At 68.6% G+C, this 11,613-nt stretch carries 11 protein-coding genes, 1 tRNA gene and 1 other RNA gene; 6 read left to right on the top strand and 7 right to left on the bottom strand.

The window, feature by feature from the left end:
* The 3 genes from A5733_RS02470 to A5733_RS02460 all read left to right on the top strand — a co-directional run.
* The coding region (locus A5733_RS02470; protein WP_076238952.1) for an ATP-dependent DNA ligase at positions 1 to 1,012 on the top strand (1,012 nt) is incomplete at its 5' end.
* Positions 1,012 to 2,055 (top strand): non-homologous end-joining DNA ligase, encoded by a 1,044-nt coding sequence (ligD, locus tag A5733_RS02465; protein WP_076238949.1) that lies wholly within the window; start codon positions 1,012 to 1,014, stop codon positions 2,053 to 2,055. The genes A5733_RS02470 and ligD, both read left to right, overlap by 1 nt.
* A 6-nt stretch (positions 2,056 to 2,061) precedes the next feature.
* Positions 2,062 to 3,036, top strand: a complete 975-nt coding sequence (locus tag A5733_RS02460) for an NAD(P)/FAD-dependent oxidoreductase (protein WP_369830896.1) — start codon at positions 2,062 to 2,064, stop codon at positions 3,034 to 3,036.
* On the opposite strand, the gene A5733_RS02455 is transcribed toward A5733_RS02460, so the two are convergent.
* On the bottom strand, positions 3,033 to 3,611 hold the full coding sequence (locus tag A5733_RS02455; protein ID WP_076238947.1) for a TetR/AcrR family transcriptional regulator: 579 nt from the start codon (positions 3,609 to 3,611) through the stop codon (positions 3,033 to 3,035). The two genes, A5733_RS02460 and A5733_RS02455, sit on opposite strands and share 4 nt — an antisense overlap.
* A 29-nt stretch (positions 3,612 to 3,640) precedes the next feature.
* On the opposite strand from A5733_RS02455, the gene A5733_RS02450 reads away from it, so the two are divergent.
* Positions 3,641 to 4,720 carry a glycosyltransferase gene (locus A5733_RS02450; protein WP_076238946.1) on the top strand — a complete coding sequence of 360 codons (1,080 nt, stop codon included), beginning with the start codon at positions 3,641 to 3,643 and terminating at the stop codon, positions 4,718 to 4,720.
* On the opposite strand, the gene A5733_RS02445 is transcribed toward A5733_RS02450, so the two are convergent.
* The 6 genes from A5733_RS02445 to A5733_RS02420 form a co-directional block, all read right to left on the bottom strand.
* The gene (locus A5733_RS02445; protein ID WP_067766339.1) at positions 4,721 to 5,185 is read right to left on the bottom strand and encodes a GreA/GreB family elongation factor; all 465 of its coding nucleotides are present in this window, start codon (positions 5,183 to 5,185) and stop codon (positions 4,721 to 4,723) included.
* Positions 5,186 to 5,284: 99 nt separating this feature from the next.
* Positions 5,285 to 6,535, bottom strand: a complete 1,251-nt coding sequence (locus tag A5733_RS02440; protein ID WP_076238945.1) for an FAD-binding oxidoreductase — start codon at positions 6,533 to 6,535, stop codon at positions 5,285 to 5,287.
* 74 nt (positions 6,536 to 6,609) lie between these two features.
* Positions 6,610 to 8,142 (bottom strand): CdaR family transcriptional regulator, encoded by a 1,533-nt coding sequence (locus A5733_RS02435; protein WP_067766333.1) that lies wholly within the window; start codon positions 8,140 to 8,142, stop codon positions 6,610 to 6,612.
* Positions 8,143 to 8,145: 3 nt separating this feature from the next.
* The gene (locus A5733_RS02430; protein WP_076238944.1) at positions 8,146 to 9,168 is read right to left on the bottom strand and encodes a S1C family serine protease; all 1,023 of its coding nucleotides are present in this window, start codon (positions 9,166 to 9,168) and stop codon (positions 8,146 to 8,148) included.
* A gap of 51 nt (positions 9,169 to 9,219) precedes the next feature.
* Positions 9,220 to 9,903, bottom strand: a complete 684-nt coding sequence (locus A5733_RS02425) for a hypothetical protein (RefSeq protein ID WP_076238943.1) — start codon at positions 9,901 to 9,903, stop codon at positions 9,220 to 9,222.
* Positions 9,904 to 9,987: 84 nt separating this feature from the next.
* Positions 9,988 to 10,073: transfer RNA gene (locus A5733_RS02420), tRNA-Ser, on the bottom strand.
* Between the two features lie 69 nt (positions 10,074 to 10,142).
* On the opposite strand from A5733_RS02420, the gene ffs reads away from it, so the two are divergent.
* Positions 10,143 to 10,237: signal recognition particle sRNA small type (gene ffs, locus A5733_RS02415), an RNA gene on the top strand.
* Positions 10,238 to 10,263: 26 nt separating this feature from the next.
* The gene (locus A5733_RS02410) at positions 10,264 to 11,535 is read left to right on the top strand and encodes an aminotransferase class I/II-fold pyridoxal phosphate-dependent enzyme (RefSeq protein ID WP_076238942.1); all 1,272 of its coding nucleotides are present in this window, start codon (positions 10,264 to 10,266) and stop codon (positions 11,533 to 11,535) included.
* Positions 11,536 to 11,613: the final 78 nt, after the last annotated feature.

Raw genomic sequence — 11,613 nt, 5'->3', positions numbered from 1 at the left:
GCCGCCGGTCTCGCCGATGCTCTCGAAGCCGGTGCGTGAGATCCCGCCGGGCATGTCGTACGAGCCGAAGTGGGACGGCTTTCGCACCATCTGCTTTCGCGACGGCGACGAGGTCGAATTCGGCAGCCGCAACGAACGCCCGATGACCCGCTACTTTCCCGAACTGGTGGCAGCGGCCCGTGCCGAACTACCGCCGCGTTGCGTTGTCGACGGGGAGATCGTCATCGCCACCGGCGACGGCCTGGACTTCGAGGCGCTGCAACTGCGGCTGCACCCGGCCGCCAGCCGGGTCACGATGCTCGCCGAGCAGACCCCCGCGCATTTCATCGGCTTCGACGCCCTGGCCACCGGCGACCGATCTCTGATGGGCGAGCCCTTCCGGACGCGGCGTGAGGCGTTGGTCGAGGCGGTCAAGGAGAACCAGGCTCGGTGTCACGTCACCCGCACCACCACCGACCCCGAGCTCGGTGCCCAGTGGTTGCAGACGTTCGAGGGCGCGGGCTTGGACGGGGTGATCGCCAAGCGGCTCGACGGGCCATACCTGCCGGGCAAGCGGGAGATGATCAAGGTCAAGCACCACCGCGACGCGGATTGTGTGGCCATGGGGTACCGGATCCACAAGAGTGGGGAAGGGATCGGGTCGATCCTGCTGGGCCTCTACCGGTCCGACGGCGAGCTGCAGATGGTCGGTGGCGCAGCGTCGTTCACCGCCAAGGCCCGGCTCAAGCTGCTGGCCGATCTCGAGCCGCTGCGGCTGGGCGACGAAGTGCGCGAGGGCGATCCGAGCCGGTGGAACTCCGCAGCCGACAAACGCTGGATTCCGGTGCGCCCCGAACGGGTATGTGAGGTGGCGTATGACCAGATGGAGGGCAACACCGTGCACGGCAGGCGTTTCCGGCATGCCGTGAAATTCCTGCGCTGGCGTCCCGACCGGGAACCGTCGAGTTGCACGTTCGACCAGCTCGACACGCCACTCAACTATGACCTCTACGACGTACTGGAGACGCGATAGTGCCAACGCCCGCAACCGAACTCGACGTCGACGGGGTCAAGGTCCGGTTCACCAACCCGGACAAGGTGTACTACCCGAAGCTGGGTAAGGACGGCACCAAGGGCAAGTTGATGGAGTACTACCTGCACGTCGCCGACCGCATGGTCGCGTTGTTGAAAGACCGGCCCACGCACCTGCAGCGGTTCCCCGACGGCATCGAAGGCGAGGAGATCTACCAGAAGCGGGTGCCGCAGAAGCATCCCGACTACCTGCAGACCTGTACGGTCACGTTCCCGTCCGGGCGGACCGCCGACGCGCTCAAGGTGACCCATCCGGCGGCGATCGCCTGGGCGGCACAGATGGGCACGATCACGTTGCACCCGTGGCAGGTTCGCTGCCCGGACACCGAGCATCCCGACGAGTTGCGGATCGACCTCGACCCGCAGCCGGGCACCGGATTCGCCGAGGCCCGCACGATCGCCTGCGACGTGCTCAAGCCCCTGCTCGACGAGCTGGGCCTGGTCGGCTACCCGAAGACCTCCGGCGGCCGTGGGGTGCACATCTTCCTGCGAATCGCGACCGACTGGGATTTCATCGAGGTGCGCCGGGCCGGCATCGCCCTGGCCCGCGAGATCGAGCGGCGCGCGCCCGACGCGGTGACCACGTCGTGGTGGAAAGAAGAGCGGGGCGAGAGGCTGTTCGTCGACTACAACCAGAACGCTCGCGACCGTACCTTCGCGTCGGCCTATTCGGCTCGCAAGACCCCGATCGCGACCGTGTCGACACCCTTGTCCTGGGATGAACTACGCACCGCCGACCCCGACGATTACACGATCGCCACCGTGCCCGATTTCCTTGCCGGGCGCGACGATCCGTGGGCCGACATCGATTCGAAGAAGCAGTCGATCAAGCCTCTGCTGGATATGGTGGCCGCCGATGAGGAGCGCGGGCTCGGTGACCTGCCGTACCCGCCGAGCTATCCGAAGATGCCCGGTGAGCCGCCCCGGGTGCAACCCAGCAAAAAGGTCGCCGAGCATTGGGATGAGGACGGCAACCGCCGGTGACCGGGTTTGGATCGCCCCGCTGATGGCAACGCTGGCGGGGTGGATGACTGGGAATGTGTCATTGTCGGCGGTGGCGCGGCCGGACTGAGTGCGGCGCTGGTGCTCGGCCGGGCGCGGCGACGGACGCTGCTGATCGATGCCGGGGAACCGAGTAACGGGGTAGCACCGGTCATCGGTGGGTTACTCGGCCATGATCGCCGTCCACCCGCCGAGCTGTACGAGACGGGTCGGCGCGAGCTGTCGACCTACCCGAGCGTGCGGTACCGCGAAGGGTGCGTGCTTACCGGTGCTCCTGACGGCGACGGGTTTGTGCTCGAGGTCGACGACGGCGAGCAGGTGCGTGCCGGGCGGGTGCTGCTGGCCACTGGAATGCGTTACTGCCCACCGGAATTGTCGGGCCTGGAAGCGCTGTGGGGCAAATCGGTGTTCCAATGCCCGTTCTGTCACGGCTGGGAGGTGCGGGACAAACGGCTGGCTGCCCTGGCCGCCGGTGAGGATGCCGTGCATGCGGCCCTGATGCTGCGGGGTTGGAGCGACGACGTGGTGCTGCTCACCGATGGTGAACCCGATCTGACGGATGATCAGCGCCGGCGCCTGGAGGCCGCCAAGGTGGTCGTCGATGACCGCCGAGTCGTCGAACTGCACGGGCAGGACGGGCAATTGGAAGCGATCGGGTTCGCCGACGGCCATCGGCTGGACCGGGATGCCCTACTGGTCGAAGCGCCGCTGCGGCAACGGTCGACGCTGGCCGAGCAACTTGGTGCGGCCTGCGCCGAGGGGTCACTGGGATCTGATGCGGTGCAAGTGGATTCGCTGCACCGCACCACTGCGCACGCGGTCTTCGTGGCCGGTGACCCGTGTACCGAACAGCCTCATCTGGCCGGCGCCATCGCGGCCGGTGCGCAGGCCGCGATGATCATCGTCCAGAGCCTGCTGGCCGACGAGTTCGACCTGCCCTATCCGCCGGACAGCGAGGATTAGACGTTGCCTCCACGAGCCAGCATCAGATCCAGGAACCGCTCGTGGTGATCGCTGGTGGCCATGGCATCGGCCGAGTCCATCAAGTGCAGCATGCCGATCCCGGTGGCGAACGTGGCCTGGGCTCGCAGTCGGGCGTCCTCGGGGCTGAACCCGTGATCGGAGTACGCCTTCGTGACGGCGACCAGCACCCGATGATCGGCTGCCCGCACGTTCGCGGCCGCGATGTCGTCGGAGCGGGCCCACTCCCGCATCGCGCGTTCCAGGATCCAGTGTTGCGGGCCCATCAGGGCCTGCATCATCCGCGACAGCCGTTCCCGCGGCGGCAGATGCTCGAGTTCGGCCAGCGAGCGGCGGTCCTCCTCCAGAAACGCATTCCACGACGCGACCAAGGCGGCCCGGTAACCTTTCATATCGGTGAAATGCCAGTAGAAGCTGCCCCGCGTGGCGCCGATCTGCTCGCAGAGCCGCTCGATCTTGAGCGCTCGCATCCCGTCGGACGCCAGCAGGGCATACCCGGCCTGTATCCAGTCGTCAGCGGTCAAGTTGCCGGGCGTGCCCCGGCGTTCCCCTACCATCCGAACAGAGTATGAGACGACGTGACCCGATGAACGTGTTGTTCGTGACGATGGACGGCGGCGGCAATGTGCCGCCGATGCTGGCGGTGGCCGGTGCGGTGGCCGCCTCGAGGCACCGGGTGCACGTCATCGGGCACGAGACCCTGCGGCACCAGGTCGAGAATGCGGGACTTGCGTTCAAGGCCTATCCGACCGCACGGGACTGGGATTCGCACCGGGAACAAAGCGCGCTGAGCTGGGTGCCGATGTTCAACGACGCAAACATCGGGGCCGACGTCCGGCAGCTGTGTCAGCACGACACCCCGGACGTGGCCGTCGTCGATTGCATGTTGCTCCCGGCACTGGCGGCCGTGCAGGACGCCGGCATACCGCATGCCGTGTTCACCCACACCCTGCGTCATTACCTCAACGGTCAGTACCGGCTCGGAGCCGGAACCGCCGCACGCCTGTACGGATACCGGATCAGCCGGCTGTGGGATGCGGCCGACGTCAACATCGTCGCGACGGTGCGGCGGCTCGATCCCGAATCGAGACGCCCGCAGCCCGGCAACGTCCGATGGGTGGGCGCGATCGTTCCCGGGTGCCGTCCGCACCGTCCCGAACGGCCGCCGCTGGTGCTTGTCAGCATGTCCAGCAACGGATTTCGGGGCCAGCGTCGCACCCTGGCACGGGTGATCGAGGCGTTGGCGCCACTGCCGCTACGGGCGGTGGTCACCACCGGTGGGGCCATCGACCCGGGCTCCCTGCCGGCCGCGCCGAATGTCGAGGTCCGCGGCTACGCCGACCACGGTGAGCTGATGCCCAGATGTTCGTTGCTGGTCGGACACGGTGGCCACGACACCACATTCCGGGCGCTGGCTCACGACATGCCGGTCCTGATCATCCCGGCCAGCGGCCTGTCGGATCAGCGACTGGTCGGGCAATCGATCGCCGCCGCGGGTGCCGGGCTGACCCTGAACAGGTCGTCGTCGACCGAATCCATCCGACGCGCGGTCGACGCGATGCTCAGCCATCCGGGCTATCGGTTCGCCGCAGCCGAAATCGGCAGGGAGATAAGGGGATCCCGAGCCGTCGACCGGGCGGCCCAGCTGATCACCGAACTGGCCTGATCAGCCCGCGGTCGGCACGTGCAACCCGAATGGAACCGCGGCCAGCAAGGTGACCGGCACCGATGCGCCGCTGGGCACCTGGTAGGCGCGGCTTTCGCCGGGGCGGGCCCCGAGGATCGCTTCTCCCAGCGGGGATTGCAGTGAGTACACCTCGATGTCACCGTATTCCGCGCCGCGAGCGCCGAGCAGGAAGGTCTCGGTCTCACCCGTCTCGTCGTAACGCACGGTCAGCACCATGCCCGGCTCGGCCACTCCGTCGTCGGGCGGAGCGTCGCCGACAACGGCGTTGAGCAGCAGATCGTGGATGTGCTGGATTCTGGCCTGGCGGGCTCGCTGGATGGCCACCTGGTTCTCGTCGGAATCCTGGGCGGCCTCGGTGCTGATCAGCTCACGCAGGGTCGAGAGCTCCTGCTGGAGCCGCTCGTTCGCCTCGGGAGAGATCCAAACACGTTGGCTGACAGTCATTTCAGTTTCCTTCCGGTGATGCGGAAATGCCGTCAGGGGCGGGTCGGAGGCTCCGCCCCTGACGGCTTGTCGGCCCATTGAGGGCAACGTCGAGGGTGCTCAGCGCAGCGGATCGAATTCTCGAAGCGCTTCGGGTTGTTTTCCGGTGGTGATGTATTCGGCGAGCAGGCGGCCGGTGACCGGACCGTGGGCCAGGCCCCACATGCCGTGGCCTCCCGCCACGTAGATGCCCTGACTCACCTCACCGATCAGGGGGCGCCCGTCCGGGGTGACCGGACGCGGGCCCACCCACACGTCGGTGCGGGCATCCCAGTCCACCCCGTCGAGCAGCGGAGCGGCCGAGGCCACGATCGCCTCGACCCGTGCCGGCTGCGGCGGGTCCTCCGGCGAGCGGAACTCCATGGTTCCGGCGACGCGCAGCCGGCCCTGATACGGGGTGCAGGCGACGCGCGCGTCGGGTAGATAGATGGGGCCGAGGATCGGGCGGTGCACCGGCACGGTGAACGAGTACCCGCGACCGGCCCGCACCGGGGTGTCCACCCACCGGCCGGCCAGCCGGGACAACCAGGCGCCGGTGGCGATCACCGCGGCGTCGGCGCTCAGCAATCGGTCCGGCAGCGTCACGATCACCCCGAGGCCCAGGGGCTGCACATCGGTCACCTCGGCGGTGACCAGGTTCCCGCCCCGGGCGACGACGGCGTCGGCCAGCGCGTGCACGAACCGGCCCGGGTCCACGAAGCGCTGCCCTTCGACGCTGATGCCGGCGGTGATCGCCGGGGAGGCCAGCGGAACGTGCTCGCGCAGCGATTCCCCGGACAGGCCGGTCACCGTCACGGTCTCCCCGACGGCGGCCATCCGGCGGAGTTCGTCCATCAGGTGCTGGGCCTGCCGACGAGTCTCGAACAGCGCGGTGATCGCGCCGTCGGTTGTCGGGACGTCCACCCCGTTGCCGGTCAGCACGTCGTAGGCCTCGATGCACTCCTGGTTGAGCGGGACGTTGGCCTTGGCGGCCCTGGTCCACGACGAGAGCCGGCAGTTCATGGCGAATTTGGCCAGAAATGACCACAGTCCGAGGTCAGCGCGCAACGGAATGTGCAGAGGCGCCGTCGGGCTGGCCAGTGAGCGCAGGCCGTAGCGCAGCACGGCGGGGTCGTTGAGCGGGATGGTGAGCGTCGGCGAAACCCAGCCGGCATTGCCCCACGAGGCACCCGCGGCCGGGCCCGTGCGATCGACCACGGTCACCTTGACCCCGCGCTCCTGCAGGAACCATGCCGTGGACAGGCCGCCGATGCCCGCACCCACGACGACCGCTGACCGCGGCCCGCCGTCCATGCGCTCGACCCAATTCATGGCTCCATGGTGAGGGCAGACACAGCGCCGTGGTTTGAACCTTTTCGACAACTGCCGATGGTTCGATTGTCGATTTACGACAGTTCTTCGGTGGCGGCAAGCTCGATCATCATCGCGAGTCGCTTGCGCGCATCAGCCAGGTTGAGCTGGGTCAGCTCGATCATCTTCCGCAGCCGGTAACGCACGGTGTTCTCGTGCACGCCCAGCGCGCGGCCCGCCTCCGCGAGGTCGCCCTGGGCCTCCAACCACGCGCGCAGCGTCGCGGCGTACTGCGTGCCGTGGGCCAGGTCGTGGGCGCGCAGCTCGGCGACCGGCCCGCGCTGCGGGGCGCGCCCGGCGCGGGCGGCGATCCGCAACCGTTGCAGCAGGATGTCGTCCCAGGCCTCGTCGTACACCGGGGCCGGACCGGTCCGTCGCACCTCGTGCAGGGCCAGACATTCGTCGGCCTCGCCGCGGGCCAGCGCCAGCTCGGCCACGGTGGCCGGTCCGCTGATCCCGGCCACCACGGTGACCGGATCGGGCAGCGCGGCGCGCAACCCCGTGACCCAGGTGACCGCGGCCTCGGCCTCGGCGCCGGGCAACACGGTGTAGACGGTGTTGCCGGCCAGCGCGCTGCGCCCGGGCCGGGACCAACCGAAACCGGCGGTGGCCCGCTCGAACGCCAGCAGCAGGGCGGCGTGGCGCTCGTCGGCGGTGTGGGCCCGCAGCGCGATCACCCGCAGCGGTGTCTGCGGCAACGCCAGCCGGCTGGCCGCCGTGGTGGCGTCGGCAGCGCCCTCGAGCAGACGGATCACCAACTCGGATTCCACCTGGCGTTCCAGGTCAGCGCTGGCGCGGGAGCGCAGCAGGTGCAGAGCCACCATGCGGGCACCGTCGGCCAGTGCGGCCCGGCGCGCATCAGGCAGCGGGTCGGCACAGGTCACCCAGATCGAGCCGAGCAGTTCCCGACCGGCCCGGGCCGCCACCACCATCCGCCCGGTCAGGCCGTGCTCGTCGTCACCTTCGACGAACATCGGCTCGTCGGATTCGGTGAGATGACGGAACACCCCACGCGCCTCGAACAGTGCACGCAGCCGTCGCGAGGCCTGCCGGCTCAGGATCGTCTCGGCGCGGGCCGGATCGGCGTGCTGCTGCAGCCGCGAGTAGGCCAGCACGGCGCTGCGCCGGTCTTCGATGGTGACCGCGCCGCCCACGGCGTCGGCCAGGCTGTCCGCCAGGGCGAACAGATCCGTCGGGCCGCGCCCGGATTCGGTTTCCCGGCCCTCGAGCACCACGCCGTAGACCACGGCCGCCAGCTCGCTCCAGGACACCTCCGGTTCGACGGTCATCACCGCGATGCGGCTGCCACTGATCACCTCGTCGTCGGCGGTGTCGGCGCCCCGGACCAACACCACCACGGCGCGAGCGGCCTCGGCCCAGCTGACCGCCTCGGTGAGGGATTCGGCGCCGACGGCCAGCAAGACGTCACCGATGATGGGCCCGGGCTCGTGCATCACCACGTTGCGCAGCTCGGTGGAGCGCGGGGCCGGGCGGGATCCTGGTGCCGGGGGGCGCAGCCGCACTCCGTAGCCGCCCAGGACGTTGATCAGGCGGTCCAGCGTGACCACGGACTACGGCCCGGCCGCCAGGGTGGCCTTGCCGGTGCGTTGCTGACCGGCGGCATCCAGCCACGTCAGCGCGATCACGTCACCGGGATAGTGCTGATCGAGAACCAATGTCAAGGTGCGCGCCGAATCCAGCCGGGCGCCGTCGATGTCGACCAGCAGGTCGCCGGGGATCAGACCGGCGGCCTCGGCCGGGCCACCGCGGATCACGTCCTGGATGATCACGCCGCCGTTCTGCCGCTGTGCGGTGCGCACCCCGACGCCGAGCATGGTGGGCGGCCCGATGTGCACCGAGTTCGACGGGGTGCGGGACCGGATCTGGCCGGCGACGGACATCGCGTCGTTGATCGGGATGGCGAAGCCCTTGCCGCCCGGTCCCATGCGGAAGTTCACCGACGCGGCCGTCGTCATCCCGACGACCTGTCCCGCATCGTTGACGACGGGACCGCCCGAGTCGCCGGCCCGTACCGGTGCGGCGAACTCGAACAGGCCGTTGATCTCGTCGGTGGCGCCGGTCAACTCGTCCTCGGCGTTGACGGTCCGCCCGAACGCGCTAACCGTGCCGACCTCACGGGTCAGGGGTGCGTTCGTACCCCCGGCGTTGCCGAGCGCGACGACACTCGCGCCCGGGGCCAGCGCGGCCGAATCCCCGATCGGCGCCGGGAGCAGGCCACCGGCACCGTGCAACTGCAGCACCGCGACGTCGTTCTGCCGGTCATAACCGACCAGGTCGGCCGGGAACTGCCGGCCGGCCACCGTCGCCAGGATCGTGTTGGCGCCCTGGACCACGTGGTAGTTGGTCAGCACCTCGCCAGTCGGCGACAGCACGATTCCGGTGCCGATCCCGTAGGCCTGCTGGTAGTCGACCACGGTGTCGATGCGGGCGACCGACGGTTCGACCAGGGTGGCGGCGGTTTCGGGGTCGGCCGGTGCCGCGACGGCAGGGGCCAGCGGGGCGACGACGGTCGCGGCAGCAGTCAGTGCCGCGGCGAGAATCGCTCGGACCGGATGTGAGCCCAGTTTGCTCATGTATCCCATCTTGGCCGGGCGAGCGCGTGATGTCGACGCGATTGGTCCGCGTCAGTCCTCGGCGGTGACTTCGCCGCGTGATCGCCAACCGCGCCGCTTCGTGGTGCTCTTGCTGGACGGCCGCTTGTTGCGCAGGGACTTGCCTGTCTCAGGCTCGGCTTCGGTCTCGTCTGCCTCAGCAGCTTCGTCGGCGTCTTCGGTCTCGTCGACCGCGTCGGTCTCTTCGGTCTCAGCCTCGGTCTCGGCGTCCGCCTGCTTGCGGGTGCGGCGGTTGACCTTTTCCTTGGTCTTGAGCGGCTTCGGCGGTGGCGGCGGCAGCTCGGCGACGAAGGCCAGGTAGAAGGCGAAGATGCCGAGCAGCGCGATCGCCGCGGCCGCGCCGTAGATCCCGAACAGCCACGGCCCGAACGTATCCAGCGACATCCAGATCTCGGCGACCGCGGTGCCCACGATCAGCACTGCCACCAGCACATGGAAGGCGATCGAGGTGGTGCGAAGGCGAAGCGCCAGCTGCGGCGTGGCCAACTCGGGACGCTTGGTCCGGTGCAGGGTGAAGACCACCGGCAGGGCGGCCAGGCCGATCAGCACGCCGGTCACGATGCGCAGAATCAACCCCAGCGTCTGGGGGGTGTCGCCCATGAGTTCGTACCAGCGCGGGATGACGAAGAAGAAATACAGGCCGGCGGCCACGATCGAGATCGATGCGTGCACGATCACCGCGACGGTGCGGCCCATACTCCTCCTCGGGGTGCTTAATTGGGCCGGGGTGCGAACCGCTGAATTCCGGTGATTCAGCAGGTCGCACCCCGGACCCGAGCGCGGAGGATAGGGGATTTGAACCCCTGAGGGCTGTTAACCCAACCCGCGTTCCAGGCGAGCGCCATAGGCCACTAGGCGAATCCTCCGTCGGCAATCGTAGCGGACGCCCGAAGCAGTCCCGAAACGCCGGGGAGAGGGACGGGTATTACACTCGCCTTGGACCCCGCGCGGCGTCCATCCTGTGAACTCCCCCAGGGCCGGAAGGCAGCAAGGGTCAACGGGCTCTGGCGGGTGCGCGGGGTCCCCTTACGTTCTTCAACCGGTGAAAGGCGCGCGGTGTCGTTCCAGTCCCTCGGCCGCGAGGAGCTGCTCGCGCAACACGAACTCCAGCAGCGCAACTATGCGGAACTGCAGGCCAAGAAGTTGAGCCTGGACCTGACCCGCGGCAAGCCGGCTCCCGAGCAGTTGGATCTGTCCAACGCGCTGCTGAGCCTGCCCGGCGAGAACTTCCGCGACCGGGCGGGCACCGACACCCGCAACTACGGCGGTCTGCACGGGCTGCCCGAACTTCGCGAGATCTTCGGTGAGCTGCTCGGCATCCCGGTGCAGAACCTGATCGCCGGCAACAACGCGAGCCTGGAGATGATGCACGACGTCATCGTGTTCTCGCTGCTGCACGGCGGGGTGGACTCGGTGCGGCCGTGGGTCCAAGAGCCCGTCGTCAAATTCCTCTGCCCCGCGCCCGGATACGACCGGCACTTTGCCATCACCGAGTCCTTCGGGATCGAGATGATCGCGGTGCCGATGCGCGAGGACGGGCCCGACGTCGACCTGATCGAGGAACTCGTCGCGACCGACCCGGCGATCAAGGGCATGTGGTGTGTGCCGGTCTTCGGCAACCCGACCGGGGCCACATATTCCTGGGAGGTCGTCCGGCGGTTGGTCCAAATGCGTACGGCTGCAAACGATTTCCGCTTGATGTGGGACAACGCCTACGCCGTGCACACCCTGACCGACGAGTTCATCCGCCAGGTCGACGTGTTGGGTCTGGCCGAGGCGGCCGGTAACCCGAACCGCCCGCTGGTGTTCGCCTCGACCTCCAAGATCACCTTCGCCGGGGCCGGAGTGAGCTTCCTGGGCGGCTCACTGGGCAACATCGCCTGGTACCTGCAGCATGCGGGCAAGAAGACGATCGGGCCGGACAAGGTCAACCAGCTGCGGCACGCGCGCTTCTTCGGTGACGCCGACGGTGTGCGGCTGCAGATGCAGCGCCACCGGGCAGTGATCGCCCCCAAGTTCGCGCTCGTCGCCGAAATCCTCGAGGAGCGGCTGGGGGAGTCGAAGATCGCGTCGTGGACCGACCCCAAGGGCGGTTATTTCGTCAGCCTGGACGTGTGGCCCGGCACCGCGAAACGTACCGTCGCCCTGGCCAAGGACGCCGGGATCGCGGTCACCGAGGCCGGTTCGGCGTTCCCGTACCGCAAGGACCCCGAGGACAAGAACATCCGCATCGCCCCGACGTTCCCGTCGCTGTCCGATGTGCGTGAGGCGATCGACGGGGTGGCTACCTGTGCACTGCTGGCGGCGACCGAGCACCTCTTGCGTTGACCTTTGCGTTGACTTGGAACTGACGCCGCATTTGTGCGAGTAGCGGTGTGCGTGGTGTCAAAGTCAACGGGCACCGGT

The organism is Mycobacterium sp. NS-7484 (assembly GCF_001953975.1).
GTDB lineage: Bacteria > Actinomycetota > Actinomycetes > Mycobacteriales > Mycobacteriaceae > Mycobacterium.
Note: the sequence above shows the minus strand (reverse complement) of the source record. Positions and strands in the feature narration are given on the sequence as shown.

What these genes read in the sequence shown, in the direction of transcription:
- A5733_RS02430 (WP_076238944.1), bottom strand. Translation starts at nt 9,168, where the DNA reads ATGAGCAAACTGGGCTCACATCCGGTCCGAGCGATTCTCGCCGCGGCA.
- A5733_RS02450 (WP_076238946.1), top strand. Translation starts at nt 3,641, where the DNA reads ATGAACGTGTTGTTCGTGACGATGGACGGCGGCGGCAATGTGCCGCCG.
- A5733_RS02455 (WP_076238947.1), bottom strand. Translation starts at nt 3,611, where the DNA reads ATGGTAGGGGAACGCCGGGGCACGCCCGGCAACTTGACCGCTGACGAC.
- A5733_RS02440 (WP_076238945.1), bottom strand. Translation starts at nt 6,535, where the DNA reads ATGAATTGGGTCGAGCGCATGGACGGCGGGCCGCGGTCAGCGGTCGTC.
- A5733_RS02425 (WP_076238943.1), bottom strand. Translation starts at nt 9,903, where the DNA reads ATGGGCCGCACCGTCGCGGTGATCGTGCACGCATCGATCTCGATCGTG.
- A5733_RS02445 (WP_067766339.1), bottom strand. Translation starts at nt 5,185, where the DNA reads ATGACTGTCAGCCAACGTGTTTGGATCTCTCCCGAGGCGAACGAGCGG.